General features: G+C 65.7%; 17 protein-coding genes and 1 tRNA gene. 9 read left to right on the top strand and 9 right to left on the bottom strand.

Translation table 11 applies throughout. The features are described 5' to 3' along the window. Positions 1–11 precede the first annotated feature (11 nt). The 6 genes from GUV69_RS14715 to GUV69_RS14690 are packed head-to-tail and all read right to left on the bottom strand — an operon-like array spanning position 12 to position 7,476. Positions 12–1,739, bottom strand: a complete 1,728-nt coding sequence (locus GUV69_RS14715; protein ID WP_164203726.1) for a protein kinase domain-containing protein — start codon at positions 1,737–1,739, stop codon at positions 12–14. Next, the gene (locus GUV69_RS14710; protein WP_164203723.1) at positions 1,736–3,193 is read right to left on the bottom strand and encodes a peptidoglycan D,D-transpeptidase FtsI family protein; all 1,458 of its coding nucleotides are present in this window, start codon (positions 3,191–3,193) and stop codon (positions 1,736–1,738) included. The genes GUV69_RS14715 and GUV69_RS14710 overlap by 4 nt, the downstream gene beginning before the upstream one ends. Next, the gene (locus GUV69_RS14705) at positions 3,190–4,587 is read right to left on the bottom strand and encodes an FtsW/RodA/SpoVE family cell cycle protein (protein ID WP_164203720.1); all 1,398 of its coding nucleotides are present in this window, start codon (positions 4,585–4,587) and stop codon (positions 3,190–3,192) included. The genes GUV69_RS14710 and GUV69_RS14705 overlap by 4 nt, the downstream gene beginning before the upstream one ends. After that, on the bottom strand, positions 4,584–6,242 hold the full coding sequence (locus GUV69_RS14700; protein WP_164203717.1) for a PP2C family protein-serine/threonine phosphatase: 1,659 nt from the start codon (positions 6,240–6,242) through the stop codon (positions 4,584–4,586). Before GUV69_RS14700 ends, GUV69_RS14705 begins: the two co-directional genes overlap by 4 nt. A gap of 2 nt (positions 6,243–6,244) precedes the next feature. Further along, positions 6,245–6,727, bottom strand: coding sequence for an FHA domain-containing protein FhaB/FipA (locus tag GUV69_RS14695; protein ID WP_164206603.1), 483 nt, complete (start codon positions 6,725–6,727; stop codon positions 6,245–6,247). Positions 6,728–6,732: 5 nt separating this feature from the next. After that, the gene (locus GUV69_RS14690) at positions 6,733–7,476 is read right to left on the bottom strand and encodes an FHA domain-containing protein (RefSeq protein WP_164203714.1); all 744 of its coding nucleotides are present in this window, start codon (positions 7,474–7,476) and stop codon (positions 6,733–6,735) included. A 331-nt stretch (positions 7,477–7,807) separates the two neighbouring features. Between GUV69_RS14690 and GUV69_RS14685 the strand changes: the two genes are divergently transcribed. Further along, positions 7,808–7,890: transfer RNA gene (locus GUV69_RS14685), tRNA-Leu, on the top strand. A gap of 64 nt (positions 7,891–7,954) precedes the next feature. Here the strand turns inward: GUV69_RS14685 and GUV69_RS14680 are convergent. Continuing rightward, positions 7,955–8,692, bottom strand: a complete 738-nt coding sequence (locus tag GUV69_RS14680; RefSeq protein WP_164203711.1) for a TetR/AcrR family transcriptional regulator — start codon at positions 8,690–8,692, stop codon at positions 7,955–7,957. Between the two features lie 108 nt (positions 8,693–8,800). On the opposite strand from GUV69_RS14680, the gene GUV69_RS14675 reads away from it, so the two are divergent. Further along, positions 8,801–10,201 (top strand): flavin monoamine oxidase family protein, encoded by a 1,401-nt coding sequence (locus GUV69_RS14675; RefSeq protein ID WP_164203708.1) that lies wholly within the window; start codon positions 8,801–8,803, stop codon positions 10,199–10,201. A gap of 99 nt (positions 10,202–10,300) precedes the next feature. After that, positions 10,301–11,818 (top strand): APC family permease, encoded by a 1,518-nt coding sequence (locus tag GUV69_RS14670; RefSeq protein ID WP_164206602.1) that lies wholly within the window; start codon positions 10,301–10,303, stop codon positions 11,816–11,818. 17 nt (positions 11,819–11,835) lie between these two features. Here the strand turns inward: GUV69_RS14670 and GUV69_RS14665 are convergent, their stop codons facing one another. Both GUV69_RS14665 and GUV69_RS14660 read right to left on the bottom strand, forming a co-directional pair. Continuing rightward, complete coding sequence (locus GUV69_RS14665) at positions 11,836–12,237, bottom strand: universal stress protein (protein WP_164203705.1); 402 nt, start codon at positions 12,235–12,237, stop codon at positions 11,836–11,838. Next, entirely contained in the window at positions 12,234–13,184 is a 951-nt protein-coding gene (locus tag GUV69_RS14660; protein ID WP_164203701.1) for a 2-hydroxyacid dehydrogenase, read from the bottom strand. The genes GUV69_RS14665 and GUV69_RS14660 overlap by 4 nt, the downstream gene beginning before the upstream one ends. A gap of 306 nt (positions 13,185–13,490) precedes the next feature. Between GUV69_RS14660 and GUV69_RS14655 the strand changes: the two genes are divergently transcribed. The 6 genes from GUV69_RS14655 to GUV69_RS14630 are packed head-to-tail and all read left to right on the top strand — an operon-like array spanning position 13,491 to position 19,905. Beyond that, positions 13,491–15,050 carry an ABC transporter substrate-binding protein gene (locus GUV69_RS14655; RefSeq protein ID WP_164203698.1) on the top strand — a complete coding sequence of 520 codons (1,560 nt, stop codon included), beginning with the start codon at positions 13,491–13,493 and terminating at the stop codon, positions 15,048–15,050. 27 nt (positions 15,051–15,077) lie between these two features. Next, entirely contained in the window at positions 15,078–16,007 is a 930-nt protein-coding gene (locus GUV69_RS14650; RefSeq protein ID WP_164203695.1) for an ABC transporter permease, read from the top strand. Between the two features lie 8 nt (positions 16,008–16,015). Then, entirely contained in the window at positions 16,016–17,014 is a 999-nt protein-coding gene (locus tag GUV69_RS14645) for an ABC transporter permease (protein WP_164203692.1), read from the top strand. Beyond that, the gene (locus GUV69_RS14640) at positions 17,011–18,168 is read left to right on the top strand and encodes an ABC transporter ATP-binding protein (RefSeq protein ID WP_164203689.1); all 1,158 of its coding nucleotides are present in this window, start codon (positions 17,011–17,013) and stop codon (positions 18,166–18,168) included. The genes GUV69_RS14645 and GUV69_RS14640 overlap by 4 nt, the downstream gene beginning before the upstream one ends. Further along, a complete protein-coding gene (locus tag GUV69_RS14635) occupies positions 18,161–19,183 on the top strand; it encodes an ABC transporter ATP-binding protein (protein WP_164203687.1) in 1,023 nt (340 codons plus the stop codon). Before GUV69_RS14640 ends, GUV69_RS14635 begins: the two co-directional genes overlap by 8 nt. Then, entirely contained in the window at positions 19,180–19,905 is a 726-nt protein-coding gene (locus GUV69_RS14630; RefSeq protein WP_164203684.1) for a sulfite exporter TauE/SafE family protein, read from the top strand. Before GUV69_RS14635 ends, GUV69_RS14630 begins: the two co-directional genes overlap by 4 nt. Positions 19,906–19,908 lie beyond the last annotated feature (3 nt).

Raw genomic sequence — 19,908 nt, 5'->3', positions numbered from 1 at the left:
AATCCAGGCGGCTACGGTGCGCAGGTAGGTGGCTGTACCGGCTCTGCGCCGGGGCTACAGGTAGGCAGTCCGGCCGTTGCCGGCGCTGATTGGGTCGAGGTGGGCTGGGGCTCCACAGTGGTCTGCGTCGGTTCGGGGGCCGGGGGCGCGACGGCGTAAGTGATTGTGATCGGGGAACCCACTTCCACCCGTCCCGACCGCGACAGGGCGATGACCGTATTCGGTGCGGAGTTGGGGTCCACCTGCGACTGGACGGTTACGTCCAGGTCCATGGCGGAAAGCTCCGACTGCACCGTCTGGAAGTTCTTTCCAAGATATGCCTCGGGAATAATATTCACCGTTGCGGTTGTCTGGGTGGGCGCAGCACTGGTCTGCGTGGGCGTAGCCGTAGCGGATTGTGAGGTCCGGGTGGGGCTGGCACTCGTCGCCGGCGGGCTGGTCGACGCGGAGGTGGTGGCTGCGTTCTGGGCGGGGGAGAAAATCCCCTGCTGGGTCAGGAAGAACCCCACCAGCGCAAACAGCACCAGCAGGATCAGCGCAATCAGCGGCCAGGTCCAGGGACTGCGGCCGCGGCGTTCGGGCTCATCGGCGGGCTCGTCGTCGTACGTATCCTCTTCCTGGATCCAGCTGCGCTCCGCGGCCAGCGCGTCAGCCCGCGACAGCGTGCTTCCGGTACTGGTCATGGCGCTGGTGGCCGGGCCGTCAGCTGCCGCACCGGCTGCCCCCGCTGCGGCGGCACCGGCGGCAGCACCCCCGGCAGCGGCGCCGAGCACCGGCAGCGCGGACGTCGACGTCGTGTTGCTGTCCTTCGGCCCGATGACGCCCGTGGGAGCCGTGGCAATGTCCACCGGTGCCGTGATGGGGCCCGTGGCCGCTTCGAACAGGAGCATGCCCGGGACGGCGGCATGTGCGGCGCTGATGTCGCCGTTGCGGATGGCTTCGGCGGCTTCAGCCAGCTTGATCGCATTGGCCGGACGGTTCTTGGGATCCTTTGCCAGCATGGACATCAGGAGCGCGCGGACCGGCTTGGGCAGGGACTCCGGCAGCGGCGGCGGGGCATCGTTGACCTGGGCCAGCGCGATGGCGATCTGGGATTCGCCGGAGAACGGCCGGTGCCCGGTGAGGCACTCGTAGCCGATCACGCCGAGCGAGTAGATGTCCGAGGCGCCGGTGGCTGTCTGGCCGGTGGCCTGCTCCGGAGCGAGGTACTGGGCAGTGCCCATCACCTGGCCCGTCTGCGTCAGCGGCACCTGGTCAGCCAGGCGGGCAATGCCGAAGTCGGTCACCTTCACCCGGCCCTCCGGCGTGATGAGGAGGTTGCCGGGCTTGATGTCGCGGTGCACCAGGCCCTGGGCGTGGGCCACGGAGAGGGCGCGGGCGGTCTGGGCCATCATGGACAGGGTGCGGTCCGGGGACAGCACCTGTTCGTGCTCGATAATGCTGCTCAGCGGCTGGCCCGGGACCAGTTCCATGACCAGGTAGGCCGAGCCTTCTTCCTCGCCGTAGTCGAAGACGTTGGCGATGCCCACGTGGTTCAGCAGTGCGGTGTGGCGTGCCTCGGCTCGGAAGCGCTGGAGGAACCCGGGATCGCCGGTGTACTCCTCCTTCAACACCTTGATGGCGACGATGCGGCCCAGGACCAGGTCTTTGGCCTTCCAGACCTCGCCCATCCCGCCAATCGCAATCCGTGTGGTCAGCTGGAATCTGCCGCCGAGGGTGATTCCTGTTGTTGGCCTCACTTATTCAACACCGCCTCAAAAATCTTCTTCGCGTTCGGACTGGTTAGCTGTGCGCCGGTGGTGATGTCTACGCCCTCCATGACGATGGTGACACCCACCTGCGGGTTGTTCGCCGGGGCAAACCCCGTGAACCAGGAGTTGTTCAGGCCGTTGCCCAATTCGGCGGTTCCGGTCTTGCCGGCCACCTGGACCCCGGGGACGCCCGCGGCGCCGGCGATCCCCTGGCTCACCGCGCTGGTCATCCACTCGGTGATCTGCTTGGCAATTTCCGGTGTGGTCGACGTCCGCAGTGCTTCAGGCTTGGGCTCATCGATAACGCGCAAATCCGGGGACCGCAGGGTCTTGACCAGGCTGGGGCTCATCTGGACGCCGTTGTTCGCAATGGCCGCGGTCATCATGGCCACCTGAAGCGGCGTGGTGCGCACATCCTTCTGGCCGATCACGGACTGGGCCAGGCCCGGTCCGTCCAGTTCTTCCGGGAAACCGCTGCCCTTTGCATAGGCCAGCTTGAGCTGGTCGCCCATGTCCTCGCCGAACCCGAACTTCGCCGCCTGTTCAGCGATGGCGTCCCGGCCGATGTCGAGGGCGATGCTGGCGAACGGGGTATTACAGGACTGCTGCAGGGCGAAGGCAAAGCCGGCGGTGTCCCGGGTGTAGCAGTTGCCGCCGGCGTAGTTGGGCAGCGTGTAGGCGATTCCGGGGAACGGCATCTGCGCTGGATTGGGCAGCTCGCTGTCCTTGTTGTACTTCCCGGAGCTCAGGGCCGCGGCGGTGGTCACCAGCTTGAACACAGAACCCGGGGCGAGCATCTCTCCCGTGGGTCCGCTGACGTTCTGGTACAGGTTGATCCCGGGAACCTGGAGCAGCTCATTGATGTTGGCGGTCTCGGCTGCGGGGTCCTGGACGGCGATGAGATTAGGGTCATATGAGGGCTTGGAAGCCATGGCCAGGATGGCGCCGGTCTTGGGATTGGTAACCACGATGGATCCGCGCTGGCCGTCCGGAATCAGGTCATATGCCAGCTTCTGGAGCGCAGGGTCGATGGTGAGTTCCACCGATGCACCCTTTGGCTGGCTGCCCAGGAAGAGCTGTCCGACACGGTCCAGGAACTGCTGGTCCGAGCTGCCCGCGAGCTGTTCGCGCATGGCCTGCTCCAGTCCGGTGGCACCGTGGTTCTGCGAGAAGAAACCGGTCAGGCCCGCATACAGCTCGGGCTGCGGGTAGGTCCGCTGGAACCCGCACTGCTCCGTAGCCTCAACGGATTCGGCCACGGGGTCCCCGCCCACAATGATGGCCCCGCGATCGTTGCAGTAGTCCTGCAGGATGGCGCGGTTGTTCCAGGCGTTGGCTTTGAGATCGTCGGCGCCAACCACCTGGACATAGCTCAGTGCACCGAAGAGCAGGGCGAAGAGCGCGATGGCCGCAACCCATGAGTTCCTGATGGCCTGGTTCACAGGGGTTTCACCGCCTCGGTTTGTGTCTTGGTTGCTTCGTTTTCAGTCCCGGCCCCCGGCGGCATGGGCGTCGTGTCAACCGGGCCCCGGGCCGTGTGGGAAATCATGAGCAGCAGGCCCACGATGATCCAGTTGGCCAGCAGTGAGGAACCGCCGGCTGCGAGGAACGGGGTTGTCAGCCCGGTCAGCGGGATCAGCCGGGTCACACCGCCGATGACCACAAAACACTGCAGGGCCACGGCGAAGGACAGGCCGCAGGCGAGGAGTTTACCGAACGCATCACGGGTGCCCAGCGCGGCCCGGAAACCGCGCGTGAACAGCAGCAGGTACATCATCACCACGGCGAAGAGCCCGATCAGGCCCAGTTCCTCACCGAGGGAGGCGATGATCATGTCGCTGTTGGCGAAGGGGACAAGGTTGGGCCTGCCCTGGCCCAGTCCGGTCCCCACCAGTCCGCCGTTGGCCATGCCAAAGAGCCCCTGCACGATTTGGTGGCTGCCGCCGGGGGAACGGTCGTAGACCTCGGCGGTGAAGGCATTAAGCCAGCCGTCAATGCGGAGGCCGACGTGCGAGAAGACCCGCGAGGCAACAAAGCCTCCGCCCAGGATCAGCGCGACGCCGATCACCACCCAGCTGATGCGGCTGGTGGCCACATAGATCATCACAATGAACAGGCCGAAGAAGAGGACGGAGGACCCGAGGTCACGCTGGAAGATCAGCACACCGATGCTGACCAGCCAGGCGGTGATCATGGGGCCCATGTCCTTGAACCGGGGGAACTGCAGCGGGCCGATCTTGCGGCCGGCCAGCAGGATCAGGTCACGGTTTGACGAGAGATACCCGGCAAAGAATATGGCGAGCGTGATCTTGGCAATTTCGCCGGGCTGGAAGGTCATGGGTCCCACCCTGATCCAAACGCGGGCGCCGAGGATTTCGCCGGCGGAGATGCCGGGGACCAGGGGAAGGATCAGCAGGAATGCGCTCACAGCCAGCGAAATGTAGGTGAAACGGCGGAGGATCCGGTGGTCCTTGAGGAACCAGATCACGCCGATCGCAACGGCCATGGCAATAACGGTCCAGCGCAGCTGGTTGTTGCCGGTGTCATCGCCGGGGGCATCGAGGCGATGAATCATTGCCAGGCCGATGCCGTTCAGGGCAACCACAATTGGAAGTATTACCGGATCTGCATATTTCGCCCTGACGCGCAGAACCAGGTGGAAGACGATCGCGGCGACCGCCAGGAGGCTGGACTGGAACCAGAAGTCCGAGTCGAAGGCCTTCTCCTGGTCCACACCCACCAGCATGTTCGCGCCGATGCCGACAGCAAGGGCCAGCAGGAGCAGCAGCAGCTCCACATTGCGCCGGGGTTTGGGCATGGTGTTCAGCTGGCTCATTGGCCCACCTCGCAGGTGACGGTCGGGCTGGGTGTTGCGGCAGGGGCCGGCGCGGCAGCCGGGTCAGACGCAGCCGGCGACGGCGCGGGTGCGGCGGGACTCGCTTCATCAGCCGGCGGAGTGGTGGCAGCAGCGGTCGGCGACGGGGACGCGGTGAGGCATTCGTCGGACGGGGCAATGGTGCCGGTGCCTTCGAGGTTCTTCACGATCCGCTGGGCATCGTAGAGGTCCCGTGCCGGCACCGTCTGCCGCACCCGCTGCTGGGAGAACTGGGGCAAGGAGTCCATCCGGATTTCTGTCACGGCCTCGAGGGTAGAGAGCTGGATGGGGCCAAGCCGCTGCGAAACCCCGTTGTAGATTGCCACGCGCGAATCGAATTCCCCGATGTAGTAACGGGTCTGGGTCCAGGCATAGCCAAGCCAAAGGCCCACGGTCAGGACCAGGAGCACGGAGGCGGCGATGGTCCAGGTGACCCAGCGGCGCGGTTTGGCCGGCTCCAGGATCTCGTCCGTTTCGGTGTCGGCGGGCTCCGCCTTGTGCGTGAGGACGGTGGCGGCACGCCTGGCTACGGTACGGCCGGCAATGGTGGGAATGGACCCGGATTCCGCCGCAGTGGCCGCAGCTCCGACAAGTTCATGGGGCCGTGAGGCCAGCTCTTGGCGCAGGACCTCGGCCGACAGGTGCTCGCCCAGATGGGGATCGGTGGAGGCGGACGGTTCGGTAGCCGCCGGCTGGCCGTCCGGGTTGGTTGCCGGCGTGGTTCCAGCCGTGGCCGCCTCTTCGTCCGCGGCCTTTTTCTTCGCCGTTTCGCCAGCCCCGTCAGGTGTGGCGGCAGCGGCGGGCAGGCCGGGAGGAATGACGTCGACGGCGGCGGTACTGACGTCGTCGTGCGTTTCCTCCACGATTTCCAGCATGATCACGGTGACGTTGTCCGGTGAACCGGCTTCAAGGGTGAGGTCAACCAGGGTTTCCACGCACTCGCGCAGGTCCTTTGTTTCCCGGACGGTGCGTTCCACCACGTGCCCGGCCACGTAGTTGAGTCCGTCAGAGCAGAGCAGCCACCGTTCACCCGGCTTGACGTCCAGCGTGTCCAGATCCAGTTCGGGGCTGGCATCGACGTCGCCCAGGACGCGCATCAGGACGTTCTTGTGCGGATGGGTCTCGGCTTCCTCGGGCCGGAGCCGGCCTTCGTCGATGAGGCGCTGCACGAAGGTGTGGTCCACGCTGACCTGTTCGAACTCACCGTCGCGGAGACGGTAGGCCCGGGAGTCGCCGATATGGGCGAAGTGCAGTTTGCCCTCGGCAAGAAGAAGGGACGTGACAGTGGTGCCCATGCCGGCAAGTTTGGGATTGATGTGGACCAGTTCGGACAGCAGCGAGTTTGCCGTCTGGATTTCATCGGCCAGGACCGTGAGGGCGTCACCGTGGTAGTCCCCGTGGTCCAGGTGAAGCATGTCCAGGACGGTGGCGGCCGAGGCAACATCGCCGCCTGCGTGTCCGCCCATGCCGTCCGCTACCACTGCCAGATGACGGCCCACATAGGCGGAGTCGTCGTTCTTGGCCCGGATGCGGCCCACATCGGATCGCGCTGCATAGCGCATGATGAGGGGCCGCTGAACGGGCCGGGCCTCGTCTGCGGGGGTTTCGGCGGCCATTGCTATGGCCTCAATTCGATGACCGTCTTGCCGATTCTCACGGGTACGCCAAGCTCAACGGGCAGGGCCCGGGTAAGTTGCTGGTCGGCCAGATAGGTGCCGTTGGTGGAGCCGAGGTCCTCGATGAACCAGCGGCTGCCTTGCGGGAACAGCCGGGCGTGGCGGCCCGAGGCGTAGTCGTCTTCGAGGACCAAGGTTGCTTCCTGGGCCCGGCCCAACAGGATGGGGCTGGCGGCGAGCGGAACTGTGGTGCCTTTCAGCGGGCCTTCGGTGACCACCAGCTGGTGGGCCTGCTGTTTGAGCGGCTGCGGGGGAGCCTCGGCCAGCTCAGGGTTTTTGCGGACCTGCCTCGCGGTGGGAGTCCCGGCGGCCGCTTTCCGGCCTACCATCAGGTCGCGGCGCATGGCCGACACGATGCTGAAAATGAGGACCCAGAGCAGGATCAGGAAACCAAACCGCAGGGCGGTGATGGTCAGTTCGCTCATGTCGCTCATGCGCGGCCACCAGGGTTGGCGGGAAGCAGGCGGAAGATGATCTTTGTCCGTCCCATCGTGATGGTGGAGCCGTCGGTCAGTTCGGTGCTGCCCGCTACTTTGTGGCCGTTGACGTAGCTGCCGTTGGTGGAGCCCAGGTCAACAGCACTGGTGACGCCGCTGGCTGTGCGGATCTCCAGGTGGCGGCGGGACACGCCGGTGTCGTCAACCAGGATGTCGGCTTCCGAGGAGCGGCCCAGGACGATGGACGGGGCATTGAGGGAGTACCTCTGGCCGTCGATGTCCAGGACGGGCTGCAGCCGGACCGGCGGGCGGGTTGGTGCGGCCGGCATGTTGGGCCGGGGGGCGGGTGAGCCCGAACCGCCGGAGGACTTCTCCGTGGACGAGGCAATTTCGAAATCGCCGGCACGGAGTTCCTCGGCGCGGCGGAAAGAAATCCGGACCGGACCCTGCAGGGTGTAGCCCTGGCTGCGGACGTGGTTGATGACAACGTCGCACAGCTCTTCAGCCAGCGGTGTGCCCCACTCCTGCGCCCGGGTGAAGTCGTTCTCACTAAGTTGGACGTCGAACACGTTCGGTGCCAGCGTGCGGCCGGCCGCAACCGTGAGTGACTTGTGGTCCAATTCCCGGCGGAGGCGGCTGGCGATCTCCACCGGTTCCACCTGGGCCCGTGAGCCGGTGGAGAAGACACCGCGGACGGCCTTTTCGATGCCGCGCTCGACCTTGTCCAGCAATCCCATGGTCCTTCTCCTTTCCCCCCGGCAGCGGGGCAGTATTCGTTCCGGAACTCAACCGGCAGTGCAGTTAAGTACGCAGTGCTCCGCCGTGCAGCGGCAGGCACTACTACATCAGATACTACTGGGCAGGCCTGTGAATGACCTTAATCCCGACCGGCCGGGCGGCCGGAAAAGTTCGGATTTCCGCGCGAAGCGGGGCTTCCGCGGCGGCGGACCCGGCGGCCTCCGGAGCTCAATTGGTGTTTTACCGGTGGTGTCCGTTATGCTTGATCTCGCTGCTTTTACAAGGTTGCGGATACGGGAAACCGGCCGCGATTCGAGGAAAAGAAGTTGCGCGCGAGTGGCGGAACGGCAGACGCGCTGGCTTCAGGTGCCAGTGTCCGAAAGGGCGTGGGGGTTCAAATCCCCCCTCGCGCACGCAATTGAAGGAACCCCGGTCTTCGGACCGGGGTTCCTTTGTTTAACGCCGTCTAACGCCGGCCTACTGCCGCAAAGCGCCGAAGCCCGCAATCAGGGCCTCGAGCCCCAGGCTGAACGCCACGTCTGCAGGGTTCTCGTATCCCTGGGCGGCCAGGCTCCGGACTGCCCCCGTGAAGCTCGGCGTAGATTCGGCCATGGTGCCGGAATCGAAAATGTCCGCCGGGGCGGTGACGTCGAAGGCCGAGCCGAAGATGAACGATTCCAGGGCCACGATGGCGGACACAATCCGCTCCTCAGGAAAACCGGCCGCCCGGAAGCCGGCGCTGACCGTCTCATACATGGCAAGCGTCTGGGGGGCGTCCGTCACGGGAAGTACCGCGATGACGGGGATCAGGGGCGTGTGCTCCGCGAAGACGTCCCGGTAACTCCACGCCCATTTCCGCACCGCCGACTCCCAGGGTTCCGCGGCGAAGGCCGTCACGTCCACCAGGGCAGTCAGGTGGTCTTCGACGAGCAGTAGCACGTCCCGTTTGGATGCCACGTGGTTGTAGAGGGCCGACGGCGCCACGTTCAGTGAGCGGGCCAGCGCGGCCATGGTGAGTCCGGCGTAGCCGTTCCTGCTGACGAGCCGCAGCGCCGCAGTGGTTATTCCCGCCAGGTCCAGGATGGCAGCAGGCGGCCGACCCGCGCGGCGCCGTGCCGCACCGGTATTCGGTGCCGTTGCGCGTTCCCTCGTGCTGGGCGAATCGGCTGGTGATGCCGGCATTGCTGGCCTTTCTGCGGGCAGTGTCCCCAGCATTATTCCACCGGCCCCTTCCCCGCCGGTCGCGCACCAGCTATAGTCCTACTAAATGAATAGCATTCATTTAGTGCTTCGTATCACTCGAAGCGCCGGAGAGAGGACATCATGTTGAATTTTGACCGCGACGTTGTAATCGTTGGCGCCGGACCATCCGGGCTCACCGCTGCCCGCGAGCTGAAGAAGGCCGGCCTCAGCGTGGCAGTGCTTGAAGCGCGGGACCGCGTGGGCGGCCGGACCTGGACCGACAGCATCGACGGGGCCATGCTGGAAATCGGTGGCCAGTGGGTCTCGCCGGACCAGACAGCGCTGCTGGAACTCCTGGCCGAACTCGGCCTGGAGACCTACTCCCGCTTCCGTGACGGCGAGTCCGTCTACATCGGAGCGGACGGCCGGAAAACCCGGTATACCGGCGATTCCTTTCCGGTAAGTGCAGCCACCCGCATGGAAATGGACAAGCTGGTGGGCATCCTGGACGGCCTCGCCGCGGAAATCGGCGCCACCGAACCCTGGGCACACCCCAAAGCCCGCGAACTGGACACCATTTCCTTCCACCACTGGCTGCGCCAAAACTCCAGCGACGAGGAGGCCTGCAACAACATTGGCCTGTTCATCGCCGGCGGCATGCTCACCAAGCCGGCACACGCGTTTTCGGCACTGCAGGCGGTCCTGATGGCAGCCTCCGCCGGGTCCTTCAGCCACCTCACCGACGAAGACTTCATCCTGGACAAACGGGTCATCGGCGGGATGCAGCAGGTCTCACTGCTGCAGGCACAGGAGCTGGGCGCCGACGTCGTACTTAACAGTCCGGTGGGCACCGTCATCTGGGAGGAGAGCGGGCACGGCGTCACCGTTGTTTCGGAGCGCGCCACAGTAAGCGCCCGGTTTGTGATCATGGCAGTGCCGCCGAACCTTTACTCACGGGTGTCCTTTAACCCCCCGCTTCCGCGGCGGCAGCACCAGATGCACCAGCACCAGTCGCTGGGCCTCGTCATCAAGGTCCATGCCGTCTACAGCACTCCGTTCTGGCGTGAAGAGGGCCTGTCCGGCACGGGATTCGGTGCCGGATCGCTGGTCCAGGAGGTCTACGACAACACCAACCACGGTGATTCACGTGGAACGCTGGTGGGCTTCGTGTCGGATGAAAAGGCCGACGCCGTCTTCGAGCTGAGTGCCGAAGACCGCCGCCGCGCCATCCTGGAATCGATCGCCGGGTTCCTGGGGGACAAAGCCCTGACGCCCGAGGTGTACTACGAATCCGACTGGGGCTCTGAGGAGTGGACCCGGGGCGCCTATGCAGCGAGCTATGACCTGGGCGGGCTGCACCGTTACGGCAAGGACCAGCACGCCCCCGTCGGCCCCATCTACTGGTGCTCCTCGGACATCGCCGCAGAAGGCTACCAGCATGTTGACGGCGCCGTCCGCATGGGGCGGCGCACGGCGGCGGCCATCCTGGCGGCGGCAGGGGCATCCCGCGCGGCTCACGAGGCCGTGGCAGCCGTCGGCTGAGCGCAGCGCTCACATCCATTCAGCGTCGAATGAACCAAGAGAGGCAAGGCCATGAGTTCCAAAGAAGTGACTGCGCAGCTGCCCGGCAGCCCCGACAAAATGCCCGGTAATGACCTGCCCGGTAAAGATCCGGCCGGGAATGGCCTGAGCAGCAAGGGCCTGAAGGCCGGGGCAGTGGGGCTGGTGGGGGCCGTCGTCATCGGGGTTTCCTGCATTGCGCCGGCGTACACGCTGACGGCGGCGCTGGGGCCAACGGTCTCGGAGGTTGGAGTCCAGCTGCCGGCGATCTTCCTGGTGGGCTTTATCCCCATGATTTTGGTGGCGCTCGGCTACCGGGAACTGAACAATGCAATGCCCGACGCCGGCACCTCGTTTACGTGGGCATCGCGCGCCTTTGGTCCGTGGATTGGCTGGATGGGCGGCTGGGGGCTGATCGCTGCCACCATTATTGTGCTGTCCAACCTGGCGGCCGTCGCCGTCGACTTCTTCTACCTCATGCTGGCCCAGCTGTTCGGGAACCCGGAGCTGGGCGAGCTGAGCAAGAACCTTCCGCTGAACATCGCCACCACGCTGGTATTCATTGCTGTGGCCTGCTGGATTTCGTACCGGGGCATGGAAGCCACCAAGGGCGTGCAGTATGTCCTGGTGGCGTTCCAGCTGCTGGTGCTGGGCTGGTTTGCCGTTGCTGCCTTCAGCCACGTGGCCAACGGGACGGCGTTTGATGCGACGGCCATCTCCCCGGACTGGTTCAATCCGTTCGCGGTGGGCTCCTTCTCGGCCTTCGCGGCCGGAGTTTCCCTGTCCATCTTCATTTACTGGGGCTGGGACGTCACCCTGACCATGAACGAGGAAACCAGGAACCCGGAGAAGACTCCGGGGCGGGCGGCCACCGTCACCGTCGTGGTGATCGTGGCGATCTACATGACCGTGGCGCTGGCCACCCTGTCCTTCGCGGGCGTCGGCGACACGGGCCTGGGCGCCGGAAATCCGGAGAACCAGTCGAGCATCTTCGCTGTCCTCGCCGGGCCGGTGATGGGACCGTTCGCCATCCTGATGTCCCTCGCGATCCTGAGCAGTTCGGCTGCCTCGCTGCAGTCCACGTTTGTCTCGCCCGCGCGGACCTTGCTGTCGATGGGTCACTACAAGGCACTCCCGGGGCGCTTCGGCAAGGTCAGCCCGCGGTTCAAGTCCCCGAGCTACGCGACGATCGCCGCCGGGGTGGCCGCCGCAGCGTTCTACGTCATCACCCGGACAACCTCGGAGAACGCACTCTGGGACACCATCACGGCGCTGGGGATGATGATCTGCTTCTACTACGGCATCACAGCACTGGCCTGCGTCTGGTTCTTCCGGGCCCAGGCATTCAGCAACGGCCGTTCCTTCTTCTTCAAGTTCCTGGCGCCTCTGCTGGGCGGCGTCATCCTGCTGGTGATGTTCTTCAAGACCGCGTCCGATTCCATGGATCCCGGGTACGGCTCCGGATCATCGGTGGGCGGGGTGGGGATGGTGTTCATCCTGGGCATGGGCGTGATCCTGCTGGGCGTGGTGGTCATGCTGGTGATGTCCCGGCTGCAGCCCGGGTTTTTCAAGGGGCAGGTGCTGGCCCGCGGAAACTGAGCGGGCAGCCGTGCCGCTCAGGTGCGCGGGCCGACGTCGGCCTTAACAGCGGTCACCGGACAGCCGGCTTCCAGGATGACCCGCTGGGCGGTGCTGCCGAGGAAGAGCTTCCCCACGGGGGAACGCCGGCGCACACCGATGACAACCAGCTCAACGTCCTCTTCATAGGACGCGTCGATCATGTCGATCATGAGGTCTGCCGCCTCGTCGCCGTCACCTTCGCGAAGGAACGCCGGCACGCCTGCTGCCGCTGCGTCAGCGATGGCATTGCGGATGTCCGCTTCCGCGTCCTTGGAACCCTGGCCGGGGACCGGACCCAGGATCTGCAGGTCCGTCCGCCGAAGCGCTGCTTCCCGGATTGCTGCGCTCAGGGCGGCCCGGCCCTCCTGCGTGGCGACGTAGCCCACCGCCACGCTCATGGCTGGACCGCCGTCACGAGTGTTCCCTCGGCCGCGAACCGGCGAAGGTTGGCGAGGGTCAGTTCAGCCATTGCCGCCCTGGTTTCGTGGGTGCCGCTGCCCAAGTGGGGCAGGAGCACCACGTTGTCGAGTGCCAGGAGGTCTTCGGGGACCTTCGGCTCATCGGCAAAAACGTCCAGGCCTGCCCCTGCGAGCCGGCCGCCAAGCAGGGCAGCAACAAGGGCATCCTCGTCAACCACGGATCCCCGGGCGATGTTGATGAGGTAGCCATTGGGACCGAGCGCCTCAATAACACCGGCGTCAACGAGCCGCGCCGAATCAGGTCCGCCCGCGGCGGCGACAATCAGGACGTCACAGCCCTCCGCGAGGTCGCGGGGTGACGCTTTGTACTCGTATGCCACGCCGTCCACGGGATTGCGGCTGTGGTAGCTGATGGCACAATCGAACCCTTCCAGCCGGCGCGCAATGACCCGCCCGATCCGGCCCAGGCCGAGGATGCCGACCCGCTTTCCGCTCGCTTTGGTGGCAAGGGGAAAGTTTCCCGTGCCGAGCCAGTCGCCGCGGCGGACGAACCTGTCCGCCGCGCTGGTCTGGCGCAGCACGTCCAAGTACAGAGCCATGGCAGTGTCAGCCACGCAGTCGTTGAGGACATCAGGGGTGTTGCTGACGGCGATGCCGCGTTCGGCGGCCTGAGCCACGTCCGTGGTGTCGTAGCCGACGCCGAAATTGACGACGGCGCGAAGGTTCGGCAGTGCGCGCATAAGGTCGGTGCCGACACCGACTTTTCCGGACGTCACGGCGACGTCGAAGGTGCCGCCGTGTTGCTGCAGGAATTCTTCCCGCCCCGGGCCGGGCTCCGGCAGCCGGACAGCCCCGTACTCGCTGGTGATGGGTTCTTGGACGGCTGGCATGAGGGGCCCTACCTGGAGGACGGCGATGTTCTTCATATCTGCACACTAGGTTTCTGATCCATACGCGTCCAACATGTAAATGGCATGGTTCGATGCCCGAAGTGGATTGATCGGACGACTCTGGCGGAACGGCGCGGATTTCGGGGCGGAGTGGCGGCCATCACAGGTCCTGCCAGCCGTGCCGCGGTCCGGCCGCACGTCCCCGGCGGGACGCTCCAACCTTGTGGAGCCCCCTCACCTGAAATAGCTTGAGTCCAGCGCGGCCCAAGCAGCTGTTCCCGATGACCCGTCCCGGGCTCCGGAATCAGCCCGCTGCCGCAATATCCAATTCGGAGGAACCCAATGATGTCTTCTTCAAAGCTCTCCTTTCCCGCTGCCGCACTTAAATGGCCGGCCCTGGCCTCCGTTGCGGTGCTGGGCCTAAGCGGTTGTTCGGTTGCCAACACCGAAGCGACCGGCAGCTCCTCCACCACCGTCCGTGTGGTGCTCGGCCAGGAGCCGCCCACCCTGGAAGCGTGTGAATCGAACCTGACGTCCACCGGTGTGGTGATGCGGTCCAACGTCACCGAACCGCTGATCGAGCGCAATCCCCAGAGTGGCGAGCTGGAACCCAAGCTCGCCACCGAATGGAAAGCCACCAGTGACACCGAATGGACACTCAAGCTCCGCGAAGGCGTGACCTTCCAGGACGGCACGCCGTTCAACGCCGATGCCGCCGCGTTCACCATCGAACGGGCCATCAATTCGAAGCTCGGCTGCAACGTGGAAGGCTACGTCTTCGGTGATGCAGACCTTGTTGTAAAGGCCGTGGATGCCACCACCCTCACCGTCGCCACTCCGGAGCCTGACCCCATCCTGCCGCTGCGGCTCTCGTTCCTTGAAGTAGTGCCGACTTCCACGAGCGCCACCGAAAAGGTCCGCGAGCCGATCGGAACGGGCCCCTACAAGATCGAGACGTGGGACGCCGGCCAGAAGATCACCCTCGCCAGCTGGGACGGCTACTGGGGCGACAAACCCGCCTACGCCAAGGCGGAGTACCAGTGGCGTTCCGAAAGTTCCGTGCGCGCTGCCATGATCACCAGCGGCGAAGCGGACGTGGCCATGGGGCTCAGCCCGGACGACAACATCGGCGACCTCGGCCTGGACTATCCCAACAACGAGACTGTGGCCCTGCGCCTTGACGCCAACGAGGCGCCGCTGAACGACATCCGCGTCCGCCAGGCCATCAACTTCGCCATTGACAAAGAGGGAATCGTCAACTCGCTCTACCAGGGCAAGCACCAGGTGGCCGCGCAGCTGGTCCCGGAGGGAATCGTGGGGCACAACTCCGCGCTGGAAGGCTGGGCATTCGACCTGGACAAGGCCAAGTCACTCGTTGCGGAAGCGAAGGCCGACGGCGTTGACACGTCCAAGCAGATTTCCATGGTGGTCCGCAGCGCCCAGTTCCCCAAGATCACCGAACTGGGCCAGGTCCTGCAGGAGCAGCTGAGCCAGGCCGGCCTGAACGTCAAGCTCAAGATGCTTGAGACCAGCCAGCACCTGACCTACCAGGTCCGTCCCTTCCCCGGGGACGAAGGCGCAGTGGCGCTGATGACCCAGCACGGCAACCAGGCCGGCGACGCAGCCTTCACGGTGGACCAGTACATGCTCTCAACCGGGGCGCAAAGCTACTTCGGCACCCCGGAGTTCGACGCCATGATCAAGAAAGCCGATGCGGCCTCAGGCGACGAGCGGAAGAAGGCTTTCGAGGACATCTTCGCCTACCAGAACGACAAGGTTGTCCAGTTCGCCCACATCTCCCACCAGACCGGCATCATCGGCAAGGCCAAATCCGTGAACTACACGCCCAATTCGTCCAGCGGCGATGAACTGCGTGTCTCGGAAATGACCCCGGCAAGCTAACCCGTACTCCGGGAGAGAAGGACAGCCATGCTGATCTACTTGAGGAAGCGGATAGTCTCCAGCGCTCTGCCGCTGGTGGTGGTGATTGTCGGAGTGTTCGCGCTGGCCAGGATGACCGGCAACCCGGCCAGCCTGTACCTGCCGCTGAACGCCACGCAGCAGATGCGCGATGATTTCACCGAACGCAACGGCCTGGACCAGCCGCTGCTGGTCCAGATGGCCGACTATTTCGGTGGCGTGCTCCGGCTCGACTTCGGGCAGTCGCTGCGGACCGGGCAGGACGCCGCCGCGATGGCGCTGCGTGCTTTCCCGGCCACCCTGCAGCTGGCGGCCACCACCATGGTGCTGGCCGTTATCCTGGCCGTGGTGGTGGGCTGCTGGGCGGCACTGAAGCCGAACGGCATCGCGGACCGCATTTCAAGTTTCGTCTCCATGGCCGCCGCATCGATCCCGGACTTCTGGCTGGCGATCGTGGGCATCTGGGTCTTCGCCATCACCCTGGGCTGGCTGCCGACATCCGGTGTGTCGGGAGCCAGCGCCTGGGTGCTGCCGATCGCCACGCTGCTTCTGCGGCCGTTCGGTGTGCTGGTCCAGATTGTCCGCGGCTCAATGGTCTCCGCACTCTCGGAGCCGTACATCAAGCTGGCCCGCAGCCGCGGTGCAGGAGAGCTCCGCGTGGTCACGCACCATGCGCTCCGCAACGCGGCTGCCCCGGCCCTCACGGTTGCCGGTGACCTGACCGTGGGCCTGGTCAACGGCGCCGTGGTGGTGGAGACCATCTTCGGCTGGCCGGGCATCGGCAAGCTCATGATCGATTCGATCCTGCAGCGGGACTTCGCGGTCCTGCAGGCAGCCGTCCTGCTCACCGCCGTCGCGATCTTCGCGCTGAACATCCTGATCGACATGGGCTACGCACTCTTGGACGCGCGCGTCCGTCCCGTCACGGTAAAGGCCTAGGAGTAGCCATGAAAAGTTCACTGAACGAGGGTTCGGCGCCGGAGCGCGTGCCAGCCGATTTCCATCCCGCGGAGAAAGACGGGCCCAACAACAAGGACGCGAAGCCGGGCCTCTTCCGGCTCCTGCTCAAGGACCGCTTCGCCACCGTCTCGGCACTGATCCTGGTTTTCATCGGCCTGACAGCGCTGGTGGGCCCTGCGCTGATGGGTGACCTCGCCACAAAACAGAATCTGCTCTTCGCCAACAAAGCACCGTTCAATCCCGCATACGGCTGGGAATACTTCCTGGGCAGCGATTCCCTGGGCCGCAGCATGCTCGCCAGGCTCGTGGTGGCGAGCAGGACCACCCTGTCCGTCGCCCTGCCTGCGGTGGCCGTCGCCCTGCTGATCGGCTCCCTGTGGGGGGTCTGGGCCGGTTACCACCGCGGCTGGCGGGAGAACGTCTCCATGCGCATCGCTGATGTGATCATGAGCTTCCCCTCCCTGCTCCTCGCCGTCGTGGTCCTTTACGTGTTCAGCCCCAGCGCAGCGAACATCGTCCTGATCCTTGCCCTGACCCGCATCCCCATCTACCTGCGGACAGCGCGGGCGGAGAGCGCCGAGCTGCAGAGCCGCACGTTCGTGGACGCGGCACGCACCTTCGGCGCCAAACCCAACGCGATCATTGTCCGGCATGTCATCCCCGTGGTGCTGCCGACGCTGCTGACGCTGGCCACGCTGGAATTCTGCTACGTGATGCTCGCCGAATCCTCACTGAGCTTCCTGGGCATCGGCATCCAGCCACCGGACGTCAGCTGGGGGCTGATGGTCTCCCAGGGCCGGCAATACCTGCAGACGGCCTGGTGGCTGTCCATCTTCCCCGGCGTCGCCATTGTGGTGACCACCATCGCCGCCAACGTCCTCGCCGCCTGGCTGCGGATCGCCACGGATCCGGCCCAGCGCTGGCGCCTGGCCCTTCCCCGCAAGCGGCTGATTGCCCGCATCCCAGCCAAGGAGGCACAGCCGTGAAAACAGCTGCCGAACAAGTACCCACCCGGGGCACCCGCGCCGCAGCATCCGCCGCAGGCGCCCGTGCCGCAGCCGGCCAGGCTAAGGCCCACGACGTCGTCCTGCAGGTCAGCGACCTCGCCGTGGACATCCGCACCCACCGGGGTACCGTGCGCGCCGTCAACAGCGTGGCCTTCGAAGCCCGGGCCGGCGAGACCCTGGCGCTGCTGGGCGAATCGGGCTGCGGAAAGTCCATGACAGCCAAGGCCCTGGCCGGGATCATGGACCCGGTCTGCGACCTGGCTGACGGGCAGATCATGCTCAACGGAACGGACCTGGCTGCGCTGAGCCCGAAGGAGCGGCTCAAGTTTGCCGGGCCGGAACTGGGCATCGTTTTCCAGGACGCCCTGACAGCGCTCAACCCTGTATATACAGTTGGAACACAGCTGGGGGAGGCCTTCCGCATCCACCGCGGCCTGAACGCCAAACAGGCACGGGCCGAGGCGATTGACCTGATGAAGCGCGTCGGCATTCCCGAGCCGGAATCACGGGTTAATTCCTACCCCCACCAGTTCTCCGGCGGCATGCGGCAGCGCATTCTGATCGCCATGGCGGTGGCGCTGAACCCGCGCCTGCTGATCGCTGACGAGCCGACCACTGCCCTGGACGTCACGGTCCAGGCGCAGATCATGCAGCTGCTGCGGAAACTCCGCGAAGAGGGCCAGATGGCTGTCATCCTCATCACGCACGACCTTGCGGTGGTGGCAGAGGAAGCCGACTCCGTAGCCGTGATGTACGCCGGCAACGTGGTGGAGAGCGGCCCTGTCTCCGAGGTCTTCGCCGACCCCCGGCACCCCTATACCAAGGGGCTGCTGGAATCCGTGCCGGTCCACCTGGAACGCGGCGCCCAGCTGAAGTCCATCCCCGGCAGCCCGCCTGAGCTTCACGACATCCCCAGCGGCTGCGTGTATCAGTCCCGCTGCCCGCTGGTGCAGGACATCTGCCGGGCCGAACGGCCCGTACTCCGCCCGGTGGGCGTGCCCGACGGGGACGGCAGCGGCCCGGTACACACCGCCCCTGTCAGTGCCGCCCGGGGGACCTCCCTTTCAGGGGATCAGCCGCGGCCCGCCCGTACCGCCGCGTGCCACTTCAGCGAGGAGATCAACAATGCCTGAGCTTCTGGAAATTGAGGGCCTGACCAAGACCTTCCACGTGGCCAAGAGCGCCAGCGGCAACACCCGGCTCAAGGCGCTGGACGGCATCAGCCTGACGGTGGGCCGCGGGGAGACCCTTGGCCTGGTGGGTGAGTCCGGCTGCGGCAAGTCCACGCTGGCGCGGACGTTGATGATGCTGGAAACGCCTGATGAAGGGACCGTGAGCTTCGAGGGGACCAACCCGTTCGGGCTCAAGGGAAAGGAACTGCTGGCCTGGCGCCGGCGGGTGCAGATGGTCTTCCAGGACCCGTTCGCGTCCCTGAACGCCCGGATGAACGCCGGGGACATCATCGCCGAACCGTGGGCCACGCACCGGAGCCTGTATCCGACATCGCGGGAACGCGAGGCCCGGGTCCGCGAACTCCTGCACATGGTGGGCCTCCGCCCTTCGGACGCCCGCAAGTCGCCGCAGGAGTTCTCCGGCGGCCAGCGCCAGCGCATCGGCATCGCCCGCGCCCTCGCCCTGAACCCGGATGTCATCATCCTCGACGAGCCCGTCTCGGCCCTCGATCTTTCAGTCCAGGCCCAGGTCCTGAACCTCCTCAACGAGCTCCAGCAGGAGCTTGGTGTGTCCTACATCTTCATCTCGCATGACCTGACCGTGGTCCGGCACGTCGCTGACCGGGTGGCCGTGATGTACCTCGGCCGGATTATCGAAACAGGGGCTACCGAGGAGGTCTTTGACCACCCCCGGCACCCCTACACGGCGGCCCTGATGTCGGCGTCGCCGAAGCTTGACGTCAGCGGAATCACGAGGGACCGGATCGTCCTGAAAGGCGAGCTGCCCTCACCGCTGGATCCGCCGTCGGGCTGCCGGTTCCGGACACGGTGCTGGAAGGCGCAGGACATCTGCGCCGAAGTGGCACCGGAACCGCAGGTGCTGGCCGCCCCGGACGGCACACGGCACGTTGCGGAGTGCCACTTCCCGCTCGACTCCATCAAAGGCCTGACGGGCGCCATCGCCTCCGCCCAGTGACCGGCAGCGAGTATGCCCTGATCGCCGGGGTGATCTTCCTGGCCGCCTGCCTGCAGGCGTCCAGCGGATTCGGCATGGGCATGCTCGCGGCGCCGGTGATCGCCATGGTGGATCCGGCGCTGCTGCCGGCCACACTGATCATCCTGGCGTTCCTGGTCACCGTGATGGTGACCGTCCGGGAACGGCAGAGCCTGGACCTCCGGGGCACGGGCTGGGCGCTTGTGGGGCGGGTACCCGGCAGCTTCCTGGGTGCGTGGCTGGTGACGGTTCTGTCCAGGGAAGGCATGGCCTGGGTGGTGGTGGCAGTGGTGCTGACCGGCCTGGTGCTGGCCTTGCGCGGCTGGGCGCCCCCGCCGGTGCGGGGAACCCTGATCGCTGCCGGTGCGGCCTCAGGCATCATGGGAACTGCCACGTCAATCGGCGGCCCGCCGATGGCCCTGGTCTGGCAGGGGCACGACGGGCCACGCCTGCGGGGCACCATGAGCGCCTTCTTTATGGTGGGATCGTCAATTTCTATGATGATGCTCTGGATCACGGGCGCCGTCACGGCTGAGATGCTGGCCCTGGCGCTGTGGATGGTTCCGGCGGCCGTGGCCGGCTACGTGGCGTCCCGGTACGTGAACCGCTTCCTCAACGCCGGGCGCCTGAAGGCATTGGCCCTCGGTGCCTCGGCGTTGGGAAGCGTCCTGCTGATGGTGCAGCTGGTTTTTGCGGCTATTTAGAGG

This window comes from [Micrococcus luteus] ATCC 49442, assembly GCF_010367585.1.
GTDB lineage: Bacteria > Actinomycetota > Actinomycetes > Actinomycetales > Micrococcaceae > Arthrobacter > Arthrobacter luteus_A.
Note: the sequence above shows the minus strand (reverse complement) of the source record. Positions and strands in the feature narration are given on the sequence as shown.